Annotated in this window: 15 protein-coding genes and 1 pseudogene; 7 read left to right on the forward strand and 9 right to left on the reverse strand. The window is 64.4% G+C overall.

What is annotated here, in order from left to right; all coding sequences use genetic code 11:
* Nucleotides 1-5 precede the first annotated feature (5 nt).
* A complete protein-coding gene (locus AC0L3U_RS09685; protein ID WP_473361572.1) occupies nucleotides 6-2,507 on the reverse strand; it encodes a GAF domain-containing sensor histidine kinase in 2,502 nt (833 codons plus the stop codon).
* Between the two features lie 114 nt (nucleotides 2,508-2,621).
* A pseudogene (locus tag AC0L3U_RS09690) lies at nucleotides 2,622-4,265 on the reverse strand (thiamine pyrophosphate-requiring protein); the annotation flags it as partial.
* A gap of 817 nt (nucleotides 4,266-5,082) precedes the next feature.
* Here AC0L3U_RS09690 and AC0L3U_RS09695 point away from each other — a divergent pair.
* Nucleotides 5,083-6,528, forward strand: a complete 1,446-nt coding sequence (locus tag AC0L3U_RS09695) for a hypothetical protein (protein WP_473361573.1) — start codon at nucleotides 5,083-5,085, stop codon at nucleotides 6,526-6,528.
* A 1-nt stretch (nucleotide 6,529) separates the two neighbouring features.
* Here the strand turns inward: AC0L3U_RS09695 and AC0L3U_RS09700 are convergent, their stop codons facing one another.
* The 7 genes from AC0L3U_RS09700 to ku all read right to left on the reverse strand — a co-directional run bounded on the left by AC0L3U_RS09700 (nucleotide 6,530) and on the right by ku (nucleotide 12,129).
* Entirely contained in the window at nucleotides 6,530-7,213 is a 684-nt protein-coding gene (locus tag AC0L3U_RS09700; RefSeq protein WP_473361574.1) for a class I SAM-dependent methyltransferase, read from the reverse strand.
* 8 nt (nucleotides 7,214-7,221) lie between these two features.
* On the reverse strand, nucleotides 7,222-8,217 hold the full coding sequence (locus tag AC0L3U_RS09705; RefSeq protein ID WP_473361575.1) for a glycosyltransferase family 2 protein: 996 nt from the start codon (nucleotides 8,215-8,217) through the stop codon (nucleotides 7,222-7,224).
* A gap of 174 nt (nucleotides 8,218-8,391) precedes the next feature.
* The gene (locus tag AC0L3U_RS09710) at nucleotides 8,392-9,954 is read right to left on the reverse strand and encodes a hypothetical protein (RefSeq protein WP_473361576.1); all 1,563 of its coding nucleotides are present in this window, start codon (nucleotides 9,952-9,954) and stop codon (nucleotides 8,392-8,394) included.
* A gap of 183 nt (nucleotides 9,955-10,137) precedes the next feature.
* Nucleotides 10,138-10,302: a Flp family type IVb pilin gene (locus tag AC0L3U_RS09715; protein WP_456765145.1), complete on the reverse strand. Its 165-nt coding sequence runs from the start codon at nucleotides 10,300-10,302 to the stop codon at nucleotides 10,138-10,140.
* Nucleotides 10,303-10,493: 191 nt separating this feature from the next.
* Nucleotides 10,494-10,676, reverse strand: coding sequence for a hypothetical protein (locus AC0L3U_RS09720; protein ID WP_473361577.1), 183 nt, complete (start codon nucleotides 10,674-10,676; stop codon nucleotides 10,494-10,496).
* A gap of 175 nt (nucleotides 10,677-10,851) precedes the next feature.
* Nucleotides 10,852-11,088 carry a hypothetical protein gene (locus AC0L3U_RS09725; RefSeq protein ID WP_027569115.1) on the reverse strand — a complete coding sequence of 79 codons (237 nt, stop codon included), beginning with the start codon at nucleotides 11,086-11,088 and terminating at the stop codon, nucleotides 10,852-10,854.
* Between the two features lie 57 nt (nucleotides 11,089-11,145).
* Nucleotides 11,146-12,129 carry a non-homologous end joining protein Ku gene (gene ku, locus AC0L3U_RS09730; protein ID WP_473293341.1) on the reverse strand — a complete coding sequence of 328 codons (984 nt, stop codon included), beginning with the start codon at nucleotides 12,127-12,129 and terminating at the stop codon, nucleotides 11,146-11,148.
* A gap of 233 nt (nucleotides 12,130-12,362) precedes the next feature.
* On the opposite strand from ku, the gene AC0L3U_RS09735 reads away from it, so the two are divergent.
* The 6 genes from AC0L3U_RS09735 to ccmI all read left to right on the forward strand — a co-directional run bounded on the left by AC0L3U_RS09735 (nucleotide 12,363) and on the right by ccmI (nucleotide 18,097).
* The gene (locus AC0L3U_RS09735) at nucleotides 12,363-12,518 is read left to right on the forward strand and encodes a hypothetical protein (protein ID WP_007593402.1); all 156 of its coding nucleotides are present in this window, start codon (nucleotides 12,363-12,365) and stop codon (nucleotides 12,516-12,518) included.
* 230 nt (nucleotides 12,519-12,748) lie between these two features.
* Nucleotides 12,749-13,420 (forward strand): response regulator transcription factor, encoded by a 672-nt coding sequence (locus AC0L3U_RS09740; protein ID WP_027569117.1) that lies wholly within the window; start codon nucleotides 12,749-12,751, stop codon nucleotides 13,418-13,420.
* A gap of 121 nt (nucleotides 13,421-13,541) precedes the next feature.
* Nucleotides 13,542-14,918, forward strand: coding sequence for an ATP-binding protein (locus AC0L3U_RS09745; protein ID WP_473361578.1), 1,377 nt, complete (start codon nucleotides 13,542-13,544; stop codon nucleotides 14,916-14,918).
* Between the two features lie 162 nt (nucleotides 14,919-15,080).
* Nucleotides 15,081-16,481, forward strand: a complete 1,401-nt coding sequence (locus AC0L3U_RS09750) for a hypothetical protein (RefSeq protein ID WP_473361579.1) — start codon at nucleotides 15,081-15,083, stop codon at nucleotides 16,479-16,481.
* Between the two features lie 99 nt (nucleotides 16,482-16,580).
* Nucleotides 16,581-16,850 carry a hypothetical protein gene (locus AC0L3U_RS09755; RefSeq protein ID WP_456765139.1) on the forward strand — a complete coding sequence of 90 codons (270 nt, stop codon included), beginning with the start codon at nucleotides 16,581-16,583 and terminating at the stop codon, nucleotides 16,848-16,850.
* Between the two features lie 131 nt (nucleotides 16,851-16,981).
* Nucleotides 16,982-18,097, forward strand: a complete 1,116-nt coding sequence (gene ccmI / locus AC0L3U_RS09760) for a c-type cytochrome biogenesis protein CcmI (RefSeq protein ID WP_473361580.1) — start codon at nucleotides 16,982-16,984, stop codon at nucleotides 18,095-18,097.
* Nucleotides 18,098-18,133: the final 36 nt, after the last annotated feature.

Below are 18,133 nucleotides of genomic sequence, written 5' to 3' on the forward strand. Positions count from 1 at the left end.
AACCGCTAGCCGCGGCCTCCGCCCGGAAAGCTGCTGTTTCGCGGCAATCGAATCGTGAACTCGGTGAACGCGCCGGGCTCCGTCGCGACGTCGATGGTGCCGCCGTGCTGCTTCACCACGATATCGTGGCTCATCGACAATCCAAGGCCCGTGCCTTCGCCGGCCGGCTTGGTGGTGAAGAACGGATCGAACATCTTTTCCTTCACCTCGTGCGGAATGCCGGTGCCATTGTCCCGGATGCGGATCTCGATGCTGTCGCCCTGGTCGCGTGTCGCGGCGATCACCACCGGCTCGTAATCGGCGGCGCCGACATCCGACTTGCGCTTGGCAACCGCGTGGAAGCCATTCGAGATCAGGTTCAGCAGCACCCGGGTGATCTCCTGCGGAAACACTTCCGCTTGCCCGGCCGCCGGATCGAGCTCGCGCTTCAGCGTCACGTCGAACTGTGGCTTCTCGGCGCGGGCGCCGTGATAGGCAAGGTTGAGGCTCTCCTCGACCAGCGCGTTGATGTCGCTCAGCCGATGCTCGCCGCCGCCCTCGCGGGAATGCAGCAGCATGTTCTTGACGATGGAGTCGGCGCGCCTGCCGTGCTGCACGATCTTCGCGAGATTGTCCTTCAGGAGCCCGGTCAGCTCGTCGACCTCGCTGCGGACGTCGTCCGCGAGCGAGACAGGCGCGAGCGCATCATTCAGTTCGTCCGTCAGTTCGGCGGAGAGCGATGCAAAATTGTTGACGAAGTTGAGCGGGTTCTTGATCTCGTGCGCAATGCCGGCGGTGAGCTGGCCGAGCGAGGCCAGCTTCTCGGTCTGGACCAGCCGGTCCTGGGCAGCGCGCAAGTCGTCGAGCGATTTGGCGAGGTCCCTGGTGCGATCCTGCACCTCGTTGAACAGGCGCGTGTTCTCGATGGCGATCACGGCCTGGTCTGCAAAGGTCTTGAGCAGGGCGATCGCCTTGTCCGGGAAAGGACCGGCCTCCGGCCGCGTCACGCCGATGGTGCCGATCGCGACACCGTCGCGCAGCATCGGGATCACGAGGATGCTGCGATAACCTCGCGTCCGCGCCAGCTCTCTCATGGCATCCGTGAGGTCGGGCTCGTTCTGCATGTCGCTGCGGAATGCGAACTCTCCGCTTCTTGCCACCCGGCTGTGAATGCCGGACGCCGACAGCGGCGCCGGGAACGAGCTGAGCAGCTCTTCGTTGCCGGCTGCGTTGTCGGTGCTGAAGGCGGCCAGGTGCAGCAGGCCGTCGACGACGCGCGTGACGGTGGAGGAATGTCCGCCGACCAGGGACTTGGCGCTATCGGAAATCGCCTGGAACACCGGCGTCACATCCGCGGGCGAGGCCGCGATCACCTTGAGGATGTCGGCGGTCGCGGTCTGCCGTTCCAGCGCCTCCCTCGTGGTATTGAACAGGCTGACATTCTTGATCGCGATCACCGCCTGGTCGGCGAAGGTCTGCAGCAGCCGCACATGATGCTCGCCGAACACGCCGGTGGCGCGCCGCGTGGCGATGATGATTCCGATGGCCTCGCCGTCGCTCATCAAGGGCGCGAACAGCATGCTGCGGTAGCCGCGGGCGCGCGCGATGTCGCGAGCTGCCGGTTCGACCTCGGTGTCGGGCAATTGCGCCGCCGCCCCATTGGCCACGAGCTGGTAGGGCGGGAACTGCGCGAATGGCACCGGGAAAGAGGCCTGCAGCACGCGATCGCCGGCCGGATCGGTCGGCGTGAACGCCGCAAGGTGCGCAGCGCCGTCGATGTAGCGCAGCACCGCCGTGGAGAATCCGCCGATCAGCCGGTTGGCATTGGCAGCGATGGCGTCGAACACTGGCTGTACGTCGGACGGCGAGGCGGCCATCACTTTCAGAATGTCGGCAGTAGCGGTCTGGCGTTCCAGCGTCTCGCGTGTCTCGTTGAACAGCCGTGCGTTCTCGATCGCGATCACCGCCTGGTCGGCAAAGGTCTGGAGCAGCTGGACGAGGTCGGTTGCGAACGCGCCGGGCTCGGCGCGCGTGACGCTGATCATGCCGACCGGCGTTCCCCGGTTCATCAGCGGCATGAACAGCACGCTGCGGAAGCCGCGCAGCCGCGCGAGGTTCCGGTTCAGCTCCGGGACCTCCGCGGCTTCGCTATCTGGAAACTGGATCGTCTCGCCGCCACGCACCAGTGCGAAGGTCGGAAAGTCGGCAATCTTGCGCGGGAACGACGCCTTGAGCCCTTCGTCCGCCTCGGGGCTGGTTGGTGTGAACGCCACGAGGTGGAGCTCGTCCTCGATGAACTGAAGCACGGTGGCGGAGAAGCCGCCGAGCAAACGCCGGGAGCTGGACGCAATCGCCTCGAAGACCGGCCGGGCATCGGAGGGAGAGGCCGCGATGGTGCGCAGAATCCCGGCGCTGGCGCTCTGACGATCGCGCGCAATCGCGAGCTCGCTGCGAAGCTGCGCGTTCTCGGCTGTGGCCGCCTGTAACAGGCGCTCAAGTTCCGCGATGTCGTTGGAAGGGGCGGTCATTCGCAATCCGGCTTGATGCTGCGACAAGCGCGGCACCAGGGCGGATTATCACATCTCCTGCGGCCGGAGCCAGCGTCCGCGACAGCGAGTTTTGGCGCCAGAATCCGGCCAGCTTTATGTGCCCGGCCGCGACACCTCGGTCTCCTTGCTGGTGATGAATTCCAGCAGCACGGGAACGCCTTCCTGCGTCTTCTGGATGCCGCGCCTGATCGCGGGGATGATGTCCTCAGGTCTTGTCACCCGCTCGCCATAGCCGCCGAAGGCGCGCGCCATCGCGGCGTAGTCGCCGGAAATGTCGGTCGAGCGATATTTCTCGGTCGAGACCGGCATCACCTTCAATTCGATCGCCATCGAAAAATTGTTCAGCAGGATCGACATGATCGGAATGCGCTCGCGCACCGCGGTCTCGAAATCCATTCCGGTGAAGCCGATCGCGGCGTCGCCCCAGACATTGATGCAGAGCTTGTCGGGCTTGGCGAGTTTTGCGCCCATGGCCAACCCAAGGCCGTAGCCGAGTTGCGTCGTCTTGCCCCAGCCGAGATAGGTGAGGGGCTCGACCGACTTCCAGAACGGCGAGAGCTGGTCGCGGGGGCTGCCGGCATCGTGGGTGATGATGGTGTTGGCGATGTCGACGGTGTGCTGCAGGTCCCACAGCACGCGATAGGGACTCAAGGGCGCATCATTGCTGGTGAGCTTCGGCATCCATTTCGCCAGCCACTCCTTGTGCGAGGCCGCGATCTCTGCGGCGACCGCCGAGGCGTCCCGATCCGCGGTGACGGCCTTGCAGATCTCCTCCAGCAGCGCATCGAGCACGAGCCCGGCATCGCCGACGAGGCCGATCCGGGCTTCGACGTCCTTGTTGAGATGGTTCGGATCGAGTGTGGAGTGGATGATGGTTTTGTCTTTCGGCATCGCGATGCCGAAGCTTGTTTCGGTGAAGGAGCAGCCGATGCCGAAAATGACGTCGGCCTCGGCCAGGAACTTCGGCACCGCGCGCGGCACCGCAAGGCCGCCGGAGCCGAGCGAGAGCGGATGCGTTTCCGGAAACGATGATTTGCCCCCAAGGCTGGTCGTCACGGGAATGGCGAGCCGTTCGGCCAGCCGTTTCAGTTGTGGCCACGCCCGCGCGTAATGCACGCCTTGGCCGGCATAGATCACCGGACGCTTGGCGCTGACGAGCAGGTGGGCGGCTTCCTTCACATGTACGGGGTCGGCGCCGTAGCGCGTGCGCAGCACCGGAGTATAGTTCAGCGGCTCCGGCACCTCTTCGTTCCACATGTCCGCCGGGATCTCGACGATGACAGGCCCGCCGCGGCCGTTCTTCAGCTTGGTGAAGGCGCGGCGAAAAATGTTGGCGACTTCCGCGGCCAGGATGATCGGTTCGGATGATTTCGAAAACGCCTTCATCGCTTCGCTGGAATTGAAGTTCGGCTCGATATGCGCAAGCCTGCGCTGATAGCCCATCGGCAGCACCAGCACGGGAACGGATTCGCCGTAGCATTGCGCGACGCCGCCCATCGCGTTCTCCGCGCCGGGCCCATGCTGCATGCAGAACGCGCCAATCGAGCGTCCCGACGTCACCCGCGAGATCGCATCCGCCATGTGGATGCCGACGCGCTCCTGCCGCACCATCACGGGCCTGATATCGGCCTTCGCCGCATGTTCGATCAGATGGTTGACCGGATAGCCGCAGAGGATCTCGATCCCCTCGCGCTTCATGATTTCCGCAATGGCGGTGCCGAGCTTCATGGCGTCTCTCTCCCTGGGCGGGCCGGTTGGTCCGGCCGATTAGGGGAGAGAGGATCAGGAAATTGGCGGAGGGTAAAGCGTGAGCGCGTGAGAGCTGCGGTAGGTCAGCCATGCAGTGAGCTGCCGTAGCCCGGATGGAGCGCAGCGCAATCCGGGGCCGTTCCACCCGGATAGACCGGTGACCAATTGCGGCGCTCGATCCGCTACGACCGCTACTTGCAGCTTTGGCAGATCCTCAGCTTGCGTTTCAAGGCCTCGTCTTCTTGATCGATCAATTGCTCAGCGGCGCCTTTAGCACCCGGGTCGGCCTTGGAGCCCTTCGCAGTGCGTGACCTCACAGGCGGGACCACCTGATGCGATGTGTCGTTGTCGTCGCCAGTGCCTACGCTGAAGCCATCGTAGTCGGCGGCTGGGTTCGGCGCCGATGGAAGCCCGCCGATCACAGGCGGCGAAGCTTCTCTGATGGATGCTGCCGGCGGAGGTCTAGAATTTTTGGCGCCCGCGTGCGGCGGCGATCCATTGGGCGGAGAAAGCGAAACCGGCGGTGCGGCCGAAGTCTGTCCTCTCGCGCCGTCCTGCGACCAGACGCCGACAAGACGAGGCTGAAAGCCAGGAGCATCACGCTTCTCATCCGCATCCTTGCAGCTGTGGTTGGTCGATTGACAGTATGAAGGGTATCAGGACCCGCATGGTCGTCAAAGCGCCGCAGCCCGGATTTCGTAGCCGGGAGTATGGTTCACAAAGTGTGACCGGCCCGCCGCGCACTCTCCAGCCGCAATGAATGTCAAAGAGGAATTTAACGCTTGGGCCCTAACTTGCGCTCGCCATGAGTGACCAGGTCGTCCACAGCGAGGTTCAACCGTTTTCGGCGCGCACGGCGCTCCCCTGGCTGGTGAGCCTTGGCGTCTATGTCCTGCTGCTGATCCTAGGACCGCGGCTGCTCAATGATCCCGACACCTATTCGCACATCGAGGTCGGGCGCTGGATCATCGCGCACGGCAAGCTTCCGGCGAGCGACCCATTTTCTTTTTCGAGGCATGGCGCCCCCTGGATCACCTTCGAATGGCTCTCGGAGATCATCTACGCCGGAGCTTACGCGCTTGCCGGCTGGCAGGCCGGCCTCGTCGTCGGCGCCGCGGCGATAGCGCTCGCGTTCGGCCTGTTCACGTTCTTCCTGCTGCGCGAGCTTTCGCCGACCCAGACGCTGCTCATGGTGATCGCGGCCGTCATCCTGTTGGCGCCGCATATGCTGGCGCGGCCACACGTGCTGGTGCTGCCGCTGATGGTGACCTGGGCGGCTGCCCTGGTACGCTGCATGGATCGTGGAGGGCCTCCGCCGTATTGGGCCCTTCCGCTGCTGGTCGTGTGGGCCAATCTGCACGGCAGTGTGGTGCTGGCGCTTGGACTGATCGGCCCTGCGGGGCTCGAGGCGCTGCTGCGCGAGAAGCGCAGCGAATGGCCCCGCGTATTCCTGCGTTGGCTGCCGTTCACCGCGCTTGCGGTCGCGGCGTCCTGCCTGACCCCCTACGGGCCGGAACCGCTGCTGATGCCGCTGACCACACTCGGCCTCGGCCCCGCGCTCGGTTGGATCGCGGAATGGCGGCCGCAGGATTTCAGCCACATAGGTATCTTCGAGTTGCTGCTGCTGGCCGGCATCTTCGCGCTCTCGCGTGGCGTGACGCTGCCGGTCGTGCGGACCTTGGTCGTGATCGGCTTACTGCATTTCGCGCTGGCCCAGATCCGCAATGCGGATCTGCTGGCCATGCTGGCGCCGCTCTATCTGGCGGCTCCGCTGGGGCGGACGTTCGGCGGATCGATTGCGGAAGATGCTGCCGGCTCGTCACGCGGCCTGAACCTGGCCGTGCTGGGTGTGCTGATCGTGGTGAGCGGGGCGACGCTGGTCCGTGATATACGGCCGGCTTCGGCCATTACTCCTCAGGCTGCCGTCACTGAAGCCAAGCTCGCCACGACGGGGCACGTGCTCAACGATTATTCCTTCGGCGGCTATTTGATCTTTGCCGGCATTCCCACCTTTATCGACGGTCGCGGTGAACTGTACGGGGGAACGTTCATCAACCGCTACAATCGCGCCCTGGCGCTGGTCGACCTCGGCGACTTTCTCAAGTTGCTCGATGAATACAACATCGGCGCGACGCTGCTCGCGCCGGAGACGCCCGCGATAGCGATGCTGGACCGGCTACCCCAATGGCAGCGCGTCTACAGCGACGACGTGGCGGTCGTGCACAAGCGGCGAGATGTGCCGCAAAGATAGATCAAGCGGTCCCGAAGGCGGCGTATTGGCCGCCGAGCGGCACGCCGCTCAGGGTCGCTTCGAGGCGCCGCGCCGGCTTGGTGTCCCAGGGCAGCAGCAGGAAATGGCGCGCACCGATCTCGCGCAAGCCGCCGGCAGCCATCAATTTTCGGGTTGTGCCAGCCCCGAGCAGGACAGCGTCCCGGTCGAACTCACAACGCGCGACGGCGAGGCGCGTCAGCGGGTTGTACGGATTGTGCTCGATGACGCAGACGAGTCCCCCAGGGCGCGTCACGCGCCGCATCTCCGCGATGAATTGCGCCCACTCGGCCGGCACGACGTGATGCATCACGCAGACGGCCGTGACCAGATCGAAGCTGGCATCGTCGAAAGGAAAGGTGCGGCCGTCAAACTCACGGTAGTCGACCCTGCCATTGTCAGTGCGTGCCTGCGCCAGGCTGGCCGAAGAAACGTCGATACCGCTCAAGCGGCCGACCATGCCGTGCAGCAGAGGATGAAGGCTGCCGACGCCGCAGCCGACGTCCAGCATGTCGGGCCTCTCCGTGTCGAGCCGCTGCGCGATCAGATTGCCCAGGAGATCAGCCTTGGCGCGCATGAAGAAATGATGCGGCAAACCGGAGAAGTCGATCGAGGATTGGACCACGTCACGGTAGTTGTCGTGATAACCGTCGAAGAGCTCGGTCATGCGCTGGGTCACTCGTTGACGGCGTGGATCGCAGGCGCGGCCGCCGCCTCGTTGCGGTCGAAGCCAGCGCGGGTCTGCACCACGTAGAGCGGTCGACGTTTCACCTCGGCATGAATACGGCCGACGTAAAGCCCCACGATGCCCGTCATCAGCATGTTCATTCCACACAGCAGGGACACGACGACGATCGTCGAGGACCAGCCGGTCACGAGATGACTATCGTTGCTGAGCCACAACACGATCACCCAGCCGCCATAGAGCAGTGCCAGACCCGAGACCGTCAATCCGCACCAGATTGCGAGCCGCAAGGGCAGATCGGAAAAGCCGAGCGCGGCGTTCGTCGCGAGCCGCACCATCTTGAACAGCGGATATTTGGTCTCGCCCGCTGCGCGCTCGAGGCGGTGGAAGGTGACCTCGGCCTGCCGGAAGCCGAGCCAGGCGATCATGCCGCGTACGAAGCGGTCCTGCTCCGGCATCTGCCGAAGCGCGTCGAGCACCTTGCGATCGATCAGGCGGAAGTCGCCGACATCGGCGGGGATGCCGACCGAGGACATCCTGCCGAGAAGCCGGTAGAACAGATGCGCGGTCGCGCGCTTGAATCGGCTTTCGCCGTCGCGCGAGAGGCGGCGGGCGTGGACGATGTCGTTGCCTTCCTGCCATTTTGCGATCAATTGCTCGATCACTTCGGGCGGATCCTGCAAATCGGCATCCATGACGATGATCGCTTCACCTTGCGCGGCGTCCATGCCGGCGGTGATGGCGATCTGATGCCCGAAATTTCGCGACAGGCCGATATAGCGAAAGCGCGGGTCGCGCGTGGCGAGCGCCTGTAGCACGATCGAGCTGGAATCACTGCTGCCGTCGTCGACGAAGATTGCTTCTGCCGGCCCGTCGAGCCGGGACAAGACCAGGTCGAGCCTGCGCAGCAGCACCGGCAGCACGGCTTCCTCGTTGAACACGGGGATGACGAGGCTGTAGCGGATCGACTGGAAATTGGCCGCCATGCGAGAGAGTCCAACTCGTTGCAGGAGCGGAAGTCTATGCCTGCGGTGGTTAAGGTCGCCTTGCCACAACCATTAAGGATATCGGGCACCGTGGCCGCTTCCAATGAGGCGGGTGCGGATGGTGATACCCGATTAACCACGCGGGCAGCGGCGGCTTTGGTCTAGGACTTCGGCCTAGGACTTGCGGCGGATCTTGTAGAGAACAAATCGCTCCGAGGTGTCCAGCGCTTCCAGCAGATCCGGCAGCGGGTTTGCGACTTTCGGCCCGAGGACGTAGAGATAGTCGAAGTCCTGGTGCCAGGTGCGGACGAACGGCGGAACGCCCGCCGGCGGCCGGCTTGCCGCAATCGCGGTCAGCACGGCCAGCGGCACCGGCCCTCCGTAGGGAATGGCAAGACGGCGCACGTCCTCGCGGGGCCGCACGGGCTGCTTGCCGGCTTCCGTGAATAGATTGGGCACGAACGCGTTGGCATAGTGCACGGCCAGCGTAGGCGCATAATACATCGGATACGAGGTGAGGTCCGCGAAGGGCGGGTCTCCGTTATCGTCCGTGCTGGCGACCAGGATGCGCGAGCCGCGATCGATCTTGTGGAACGACTCGACGATGGCCGCATAGTCGGTGCGGTAAGGCAACCACACCGCAAGCACGAGGGCGAGATTGATCAGTATGATGCTACTGATCGCGGCGAGCGCTGCCATTCTCCATGCCCGGCTGGGCAGTGTCAGCGAGCAGAAGGCCGGCAGGATCAGAGCCGCAGCGGGAATCACGCGCAGGTCGACGAACGAGGTTCCGAACAGCTTCGAGGGAATGACGACATAGAGCAGAGCGAAGCCGATCGCGAGCCAGATTCCGGCTGCTTCGAGCTTGAGGACGCCGCGTCTTGCGGCGAAGAACAGCGAGATCATCAGCGTCAGCCCGGTCGCCGCCGCGACCGTCAAATTGTAGCCGTTCATGATGCGCAACGGCCAGATAGGCTTGAATCCGAAGAACCAGTTCGTTCCTTCGCTTCCGATCGATCCCGCCGTCATGCGCATGATCCCAAACAGGGCAAGCGCCGGTATGGCCAACGCGGCGAGCCGCGCGGCGGCGACACCGTACGACATTCGCCCATGGCGGATGCGCGAGAGCTCGTAAAGCCCGAGCGTCGCGCCGTAGATGCCGAGCGAGAAGAAATGCGCCGTAAACAGCGCTGCGACGAAGACCATGTTGACGACGAAACGCAGTGGCCATGGGCGTTCGGCGAGCATCAGATAGACGGCGATGCCGCAGAGAGCGAGGCCTAGCCCGAACTCGAAATTCACGAAGCCCCAGCTGAACGGCAGACAGTAAAGGAAAGCGAGCGCCGCAAAGCCGGCGAGATGGACCCGTCCCTTCCGGGCCCATTCGAGCAAGAGAGCGCCCCCGACGATCAGCAATTGGCTCAGGAGCAGAAACAGCCGTGTGGCGTTCTCGACGCTGATCAGCCGCGCCATCTGCGGGACCAGCAGATCCATTCCAAGGTTGGGATAGAATGCCCAGACCACCTCGTAATGCGGATTGGCGTTGGGAGTGCCGTTCTGGCTCAGAATATACATCCGGGCGAGGTGATTGGGATAGTCGACCATCGCGGGGATAGGGGTCAGCAGCACCGGAAGAAACGACACGGCCGCCAGGACAGCAAGAACGGTGATCGCTACCGACCGGTCCGAGCCAAGACGAGCCCGGATTGTCGAGGTCGGCTTGTCGGAAGGAATCATATCAAAGGGCCGCTGGAGTTTGAGCTTACGCTCTACGACGGCGCAACCGCACGACACAACGCCATAATGTGAACTTCGCGAAAATCAAGCTGGGGTCGCGCCGCATCGGAAGGAGGAGCCCGTCATCCGGCGTGCTGCACGCGGACTCGTGCTGATGAGATTGCGGCGCGCCGGCTATGCCGGCTACTTCACCGCCGCGCTGATCGAGTTGAATTTGCCGCTCAGGAGTGCGCCGCCCGTGTTGTTCACGGCCGTGATGATCGCGAGCGCGATGCCCGTGGCGATCAGACAATACTCGATGGCGGTGGCACCATTTTCATTGGCAAGAAATGACTTGAGCAAAGTCATCGTCAACTCCTGTTCATCCGTCCAACCTAGGCTGGTGCCGTTTTCGGAATGGTAAATTGATTCACTAATTTTTCGCGGGCGCGTCAAAACGCAGGTGGATGGTCCTCACCTGCCGTTTGATATGGTGTCATCGATTGACTTAAGGTTTCGTCACCCAATTCGGACGCATTTGGCGATGTCGTCATCCCGTCTCAGGACGAGATCTGACGTTCCGGCGCGATCTTGCCGGGGCGTTTCAGCACCGCTGCCAGGCGTCCGACCAGATAGCTCACCGCGCACGGCTGCGCCCGCGCGGGGCTGCCGGCGAGGCTTTCTTGCTCGGCCGCGTCGTTGACGATGCCGATGTAGTTCTTTCTGGCGTCCTGCTGCTGCACGAGCCTGCAAATCCCGGGTTCAATCGAGGGGCGACCATGCTGCGCAGAGCGAGAAGCGTCGGTTAATTTTGTCTTCCGTAGGATTACGTGCCGCCCCCGCGACTGTGGGCAGACGCTGAAAGCGCGGGCTTGGCTTAACGGATTGTTGAGCCTGTTCTCGACCGCGGTGCAAAGCTCAGTCGCGACGAGCGTCCGCATTCAGCGCCCGCAACACCGCGATGCGGGCGAACATCATCCAGCCGCCGCCGGTCTCGGCCGCGTTGATCAGGGTTTCGATCGCGGTCTGCCAGTGGCTCGCATGCTGCGTATCCTCGGGCAGTCGCATGATGTGATCGGCAGCTTCTTGCAGCGTCCGCAGCTTGCGCCCGCCACGTAACGAAATGGGGTCGTCGAACGCAGTCGACCAGGGCATGTCAGGTCGGCCGATCGACGAGGGGAGGCATCACGGCGTCGTCGCTGTGCGATGGTTCTAGCCGGCCTTCTTCGCCCGCGCCGGCGCGCGCACTGGCTTGTCGGCCTTCTTGGGAGCGGCTTTCGCAGCAGCGTCCTTGCCGCCCTTGCCCGCGATCGGCAGCAGCATCTCGCGCTGGCCTTCGACGCGCTTCTTCGGCTTCTTGCCCTTGACGGCGTCCTTGCTCACGTCCTTGGCCACCTTCGCCGCGGGGCTTGCGTCCTTCTCGTTCGCGATGCTCTTCTTCAGCGCGTCCATGAGGTTGATGACGTTGCCGCCGGTCTTGGGCGCGGCCTTTGCTGCGATGGGCGCTCCGCTGCGCTTCTTGTTGATGAGGTCGATCAGCGCGGTCTCGTAATGGTCCTCGAACAGCTCGGGCTCGAACGCGCCGGACTTCTTCTCGACGATGTGCTTTGCAAGGTCGAGCATGTCCTTGGTCAGCTTCACGTCCTGGATGTCGTCGAAATAGTCCTTCTCGCCGCGCACCTCATAGGGGTAGCGCAGCAGCGTCCCCATTAGGCCGCTCCCGAGCGGCTCCAGCGCGATGATGTGCTCGCGGTTGGTCAGCACCACGCGGCCGATCGCGACCTTGTCCATGCTCCGGATCGTCTCGCGGATCACGGCAAAGGCGTCATGGCCGACCTTGCCATCGGGCACGAGATAATAGGGGCGGATCAGATAGCGGCTGTCGATGTCGGTCTTCGGTACGAACTCGTCGATCTCGATCGTGTGGGTGGAGTCCAGCGCGATGTCGTCGAGCTCGTCCTTGGTGACCTCGATATAGGTGTCGGTGTCGACCTTGTAGCCCTTGACGATGTCCTCCGAGGTCACCTCGTCACCGGTCTCGGCGTCGACCTTGAGGTACTTGATCCGGTGGCCGGTCTTGCGGTTGATCTGGTTGAACGAGACCTTCTCGGTATCCGAAGTGGCCGGATAGAGCGCGACCGGGCAGGTCACGAGCGACAAACGCAGAAAACCCTTCCAATTGGCGCGGGGGGCCATGGGCTACTCCAAACGCAACGGGGACAGAAGACGAAGATACCATCGGGGAACAACGAATCATAGCAAGGCGGATCGCTGAATCTTGCAACTGCGTTAACCGGCCGCCCGGTGCGCGGTTGCAACCTGATCAGGCCGCAAAGGCCGGAACATCATATCCCATCATGCGTTGGCACGAGACATTCCGCCGCGAGCAGTCGCGGCCATCCGACGCGACAGCCAGAATTGAGGTCACCATGGCAACCACGCGAGACCAACGTCAGATCGTGGAAACTCCGACCGAGGCGCGCCAGGGCGAGCCTGGGCCGTCGGTGGCGGCGCTGCTCGCCATATCGACCGGGCTTGCGATCCTGATCCTCGCGGTCATCTGGTTCGTGTTCTTCCGGACCTGATCGGCAGATCGAGCGGACGGTTCGCACCTTCCGACTCGCCGCGTACCGCGGCACATTGCGCCCGCCAGGCCGCCGGTTCGTCCGGTGGCCCGGCGGGCGCAATGCGTTTTGCGCGAACTGGTCGGATATGACCAAAAAGTAACGCGGCCGGTTCCCCGTGTTCATATTCAGTTCACGCCGGAATTGCTCATCTGTGCGGATGTTCATGCGGCCTAATTCTGGAGAGAAGCGTGCGCCTGCTCGTCGTTGAGGACGACCCCGATCTCAATCGCCAGCTCACCAAGGCGCTGACCGACGCCGGCTATGTCGTCGATCGCGCCTTCGACGGGGAGGAGGGGCATTATCTCGGTGACAACGAGCCCTACGATGCCGTGGTGCTCGACATCGGCCTGCCGAAGAAGGACGGCATCTCGGTCCTGGAAGCCTGGCGGCGCAACGGCCGCACCATGCCGGTCCTCATCCTCACCGCGCGCGACCGCTGGAGCGACAAGGTCCAGGGCTTCGATGCCGGCGCCGACGACTACGTCGCAAAGCCGTTCCACCTGGAGGAGGTGCTGGCGCGCATCCGCGCGCTGCTGCGCCGCTCCACCGGCCATGCCCAAAGCGAGCTGAGCTGCGGCCCCGTCACGCTCGACACCAGGACCGGCCGGGTCAGCGTATCGGGCAATCCCATCAAGATGACGTCGCACGAATATCGGCTTCTGGCCTACCTGATGCATCATTCGGGGCGCGTCGTATCCCGCACCGAGCTGGTCGAGCATCTCTACGACCAGGACTTCGACCGCGACTCCAACACCATCGAGGTCTTCGTCGGCCGCATCCGCAAGAAGCTCGACGTCGACATCATCCAGACTGTCCGCGGCCTCGGCTATCTCCTGACCCCGCCGCCCCCCGGGGCTTGAAGCGTGGTGTCTCGAACGATCTTGTCTAGACGTATCTTGGCTTGACGGGCGGCCCGGCAGAGGCCTTGTTCGGGTCATGAGTTCCGACGCCATGCCACCCCGTGCCTCCGGGATCATTCCGATGCCCGCCAGCTCGCTCGCGAACCGCCTGTTCCTGTCGGCGACCGCGTGGCTCGTGGTGATCCTGGCCGTCACCGGCGTGGTGCTGTCGTCGGTCTACAAGAACGCCACCGAGCGCGCCTTCGACCGCCGGCTCAATCTCTATCTCCGCACACTGATCGCCGAGGTTGCCACCCCCGACGAGCCCCCGGACCGCCAGTTCCAGTCGCTCGGCGAGCCTCTGTTCGAGCTGCCGTTGTCCGGCTGGTACTGGCAGATCACGCGGACCGACATCGAAAAGCCGGAGGTGCGCTCGTCGCGCTCGCTCTGGGACAAGAAGCTGCCGAAGCTGGAAGAGCAGGGCACCGAGCTTACCGCCGCCGGCATCCGGATCGCTTATGTCGACGGTCCCGAGGGACAGAACCTGCGCATGGTGGAGCGGCCGGTCGATCTCGGCGCGGACGGCAAATTTCTCGTCAGTGTCGCCGGCGACGACACCGAGATTTTCGACGAGACGCGCAGTTTCGACTACTATCTCGGCGGCACCTTCACCGCGCTCGGCATCGTGTTGCTGCTGACCACCGTGTTCCAGGTCCGCTTCGGTCTCGCGCCGCTCAAGCGCATCTCCGAATCCATCGCCGACATCCGGTCTGGGCGGGCGGAGCGGCTCGAGGGCGAGTTCCCGGTCGAGATCGCGCCGCTGGCGCGCGAGACCAACGCGCTGATCGACGCCAATCGCGAGATCGTCGAGCGCGCCCGCACCCATGTCGGAAACCTCGCCCACGCCATCAAGACGCCGCTCTCGGTCATCGTGAACGAGGCCGGCGCGCACGCCGCCGATCCGTTCGCGGCCAAGGTGATGGAGCAGGCCGACGTGATGCGCGACCAGGTCGCCCATCACCTTGAGCGCGCGCGCATCGCGGCGCGGGTCTCGGTCGTCGCGACGGTGACGGAGGTTGCACCGGCCATCGAGGCATTGCGGCGGACCATGGAGAAGATCCACCGCGGCCGCGGCATCGTGGTCGAGGCCGAGGCCGATCCGTCGGCGAAATTTCGCGGCGAGCGGCAGGATCTGGAGGAGATGGTCGGCAATCTCGTCGACAACGCCTGCAAATGGGCGGCCTCGCGGGTCTTCATCGAAGTTCTGGTGGAGGCGCCGCATCAGGCGAGCGCCGGTCCGCGGCTGCACATCATCGTCGACGACGACGGTCGCGGCCTGTCGGAGGCCGAGCGCACCCAGGTCTCACGGCGCGGCCAGCGGCTCGACGAGTCCAAGCCCGGATCGGGGCTGGGGCTGTCGATCGTGACCGAGCTCGCTGCGCTCTACGGCGGCAGCCTCGCACTCGGCCGCGCGCCGACCGGGGGCTTGCGGGCGGAGCTGGTCCTCCCCGGAATATAATCCCTTGTTCCGACGCGACTATTTGACCTGCAGAGGCACACCGATCCGGACGAAACCAGGGGTATTCGGAGCGACTTCCTAAACGGCTTCTTAAGCGGGCCCACCTATGATCGAGCAGGACGGATCCCACGTCCGCCATTTTACCGTTCATTACCCGGACGCATGAGCCAGACATCGATCGAGCGGCTGAGGGAATATCTCGCGCAGCTCCCGCCGCAGGCGCAGGCACTGCTGATGCGGGAGTTCGAGCGCGCGCTTGAGCGCGGCCAGGACACGGCAGTGGCGACCCTCGTGCTCGACCAGCTGCGCAAGATTGTCCGCAAGACGGAAGCCGAGGAAGCAACACCGCCGCGCACGGACGACCTGTCGCGGCTACTGTTCCAGGTGCTGGAACCCTTCCTGGTCGAGGCAGGCACCCCGATCCGGGCCGGGCAGATCCGCCGCTCCTCGCTGGCTCCGATTTGGCAATGGCTCGGCCGCGACGGTGCTCCGGCCAAGCTGAGCGAATTCGAGGCGGCGCTGGCACGCATGCCGGCCGACAGCGCAGGGCAGGTCGAAGCGCTGGCCTCGAAGCTCCAGGCGGTCGCCGCGGATGCCATCTTCGAACTGACGGGACCGGGCGGGGGTGATAAATCGCGTGCGCTCGCACGCGTTGGTCCGCCCAACGTGATCGAGGATCTCTATTCGACCGGGGCGGTGCTCGCGGTCCGCGACGCCATCGTCACCTTGAACGAGAAGCTGCCGCGCTCTTTGCGCGCCTTCGGCGATGCTCAGATCGCCTCGGTGACTGCAGCGCTCAACATTCCCGTCCTCCAGACGCCGCAGATGCTGCCCTTCGCGCTCTCCATCGTCGTGCAGCGGATGACCGCGCCGTGGCAGATCATCCGCCTCGCCATCAAGATCGCCGCGTCCGACGACGAGATCCGTGTCGCGGCAACGCCCTATGGCGTCGCCGTCACGATGGCGCTGCATGATCTGTCCTGCGTGGCCGCCATCCTGCGCATGGACATCAAGCGCGGCCATTTCGACAATGTCGCCGGCAATCTCAAGACGCTGCACGACGGCGTCCGGGGCCTGCGTACCGAGCTCGACCTGCGCAACGATTCCGCTTGGGGCAAGCAGTTGACCTCGATCCGGGCCGACATCTCCAACGCGCTGCAATCCGAGATCGACAGTGTTCCCGGCCGCGTCCGCCGCATCCTGCGCCAGCGCGCCGAGAAGGACATTCCGCCGGGCGCGCGGATCGACAGCACCGAGGTCGAGGAAACCGTGGCGCTGATCGATTTCGTTGCGACCTGTCGCAACTATGCGAGCGAGCTTGCGATCAACGAGGTGACACTGCGCACCTATTCCGACCTCCAGCAATATGTCGAGCGTTCAACCGAGCAGCTGGTGCAGTCGCTGCGCGGCGCCGATCACAAGGTCCGCACCTATCGGCAGCAGCAGGTGCAGGCCGCGATCCGCTTCTGCCAGGTGCTGTTCGGCGATGATTATGCCTCGCTGATGAGCCGCGCCGCGGAGAACGCGGCCACGGGCGAGCGCAAATCGTCGCGCGCGAGCTGATCCAGGCGCATATTTCAGTAGTCACAATTTCAGGTTGACGGTGCCCATGTCGGGCCCTACGGTCGCCGTGCAAACTTTGATATTTCTATCTGTGGGCGCATGAAATCCGTTATCAGTTCCATCGAAATCGAGAATCGCGTCGTCGTTGCCAAATATCAAAGGCTGATGGTCGGCGCGAAGGTGGTGCTGGTCGAGAAGGCAAGCGGTCGGCAGCTTCCTGAGACTGTCACCAGGGTTGCATCGCCCGTTCCGGTCGGGGCGTTGCGCATCAGATTGCCCGACGCTATCGAGCCGGGAACATACTTCCTGAAGGCCTTCAACGGGCATGGCGAGGACGCCGCCCAAAGCGCGGACTTCGAGATCAGCTAAGCCGTTGGATTTTCACCATTTCGGGACCGTGCGCGGTCGCGCCGAATTGACAATTGTCAATTGCCGCATCGTCCGGCCGTGGTGTAAAGCCACCTGTGGGCGCGGCTTGCGCGCTGCCGGAAGCTTGCCAGATGACGCTATGGTTCGTGTTCGCGCTGATGACGGTCGCGGCGATCTTCGCCGTGCTTTTGCCGCTCGGCCGTAGCGGACGCGCGCAAAATCAGGGCAGCGAGGTCGCGGTCTACAAGGACCAACTCGCCGAGATCGAGCGTGATCTTGCCGCAGGGCTGATCGCAGCGCCCGAAGCCGAGGCCGCGCGCGTCGAGGTCAGCCGCAGGCTGCTCGCCGCAGCCGGCAGCGAGCCCGCAACGGCGCCGAATTCCAGCCTCAAATGGCGCCGCGCGGCGGCCGTGTTGGCGCTTGCCGGCCTGCCGCTGGTTGCGATCAGCGTCTACGTGCCGCTCGGCTCGCCCAGGCTTCAGGACTTTCCACTGGCGCAGCGGGAGCGCGGATCCGGGTCCGGCATGGCGCAGTCGCTCGAGAATCTGGTCGTCCAGGTCGAGCAACATCTGGAAAAGAATCCGACCGACGGGCGCGGCTGGAACGTGATCGCGCCCGTGCTGGAGCGGCTTGGCCGCTTCGATGACGCGGTGCGCGCCTATCGCAACTCGCTCACCTACAATGGCGAGAGCGCGGAGCGCCGGTCCGATCTCGGCGAAGCGATCTCGGCCGCCGCCGGCGGCGTCGTGACCGCCGAGGCCAAGACCGAGTTCGAGCGCGCGCGCGCGCTCAGCGCCGATGACCCCAAGGCGAACTACTTCCTCGGTCTCGCCGCCGAGCAGGACGGCCGCAAAGACGATGCCGCCAATATCTGGCGCGCGCTGCTGGCGAAAGCGCCGGCGGATGCGCCGTGGCGCCCTCTGGTGCAGACCTCGCTCGCGCGGGTCGGCGGCGGTGGCGCGACGATGCCGGCGCTGTCCGATGAAACCCTCGCAGCTTCCAAGGACATGAAAGAGGGCGACCGCAACGCGATGGTTCGCGGCATGGTCGAACGGCTCGCCACGCGCCTCAAGCAGAACGGCGACGACGTCGAGGGTTGGCTGCGCCTGGTGCGCGCCTATCTCGTGATGGGTGATCGCGACAAGGCGGTGGGGGCATCGACCGATGCCCGCCAGGCAGTTGCCAACGATGCAGCGCGGTTGCGCCAGCTCGATGAAGGCCTCAAGACACTCGGGCTCGACGGATGAGGATGTCACGACGAGACGGGCAGGGAATGGATACGC

This window comes from Bradyrhizobium sp. Kon69 (assembly GCF_055807515.1).

Excerpts from the sequence above, each read along its gene's own strand:
- AC0L3U_RS09685 (WP_473361572.1), bottom strand. The coding sequence starts at position 2,507 with ATGACCGCCCCTTCCAACGACATCGCGGAACTTGAGCGCCTGTTACAG.
- ccmI (WP_473361580.1), top strand. The coding sequence starts at position 16,982 with ATGACGCTATGGTTCGTGTTCGCGCTGATGACGGTCGCGGCGATCTTC.
- AC0L3U_RS09735 (WP_007593402.1), top strand. The coding sequence starts at position 12,363 with ATGGCAACCACGCGAGACCAACGTCAGATCGTGGAAACTCCGACCGAG.
- AC0L3U_RS09715 (WP_456765145.1), bottom strand. The coding sequence starts at position 10,302 with ATGACTTTGCTCAAGTCATTTCTTGCCAATGAAAATGGTGCCACCGCC.
- AC0L3U_RS09755 (WP_456765139.1), top strand. The coding sequence starts at position 16,581 with ATGAAATCCGTTATCAGTTCCATCGAAATCGAGAATCGCGTCGTCGTT.
- AC0L3U_RS09750 (WP_473361579.1), top strand. The coding sequence starts at position 15,081 with ATGAGCCAGACATCGATCGAGCGGCTGAGGGAATATCTCGCGCAGCTC.
- ku (WP_473293341.1), bottom strand. The coding sequence starts at position 12,129 with ATGGCCCCCCGCGCCAATTGGAAGGGTTTTCTGCGTTTGTCGCTCGTG.
- AC0L3U_RS09710 (WP_473361576.1), bottom strand. The coding sequence starts at position 9,954 with ATGATTCCTTCCGACAAGCCGACCTCGACAATCCGGGCTCGTCTTGGC.
- AC0L3U_RS09695 (WP_473361573.1), top strand. The coding sequence starts at position 5,083 with ATGAGTGACCAGGTCGTCCACAGCGAGGTTCAACCGTTTTCGGCGCGC.
- AC0L3U_RS09725 (WP_027569115.1), bottom strand. The coding sequence starts at position 11,088 with ATGCCCTGGTCGACTGCGTTCGACGACCCCATTTCGTTACGTGGCGGG.
- AC0L3U_RS09705 (WP_473361575.1), bottom strand. The coding sequence starts at position 8,217 with ATGGCGGCCAATTTCCAGTCGATCCGCTACAGCCTCGTCATCCCCGTG.
- AC0L3U_RS09700 (WP_473361574.1), bottom strand. The coding sequence starts at position 7,213 with ATGACCGAGCTCTTCGACGGTTATCACGACAACTACCGTGACGTGGTC.
- AC0L3U_RS09745 (WP_473361578.1), top strand. The coding sequence starts at position 13,542 with ATGCCCGCCAGCTCGCTCGCGAACCGCCTGTTCCTGTCGGCGACCGCG.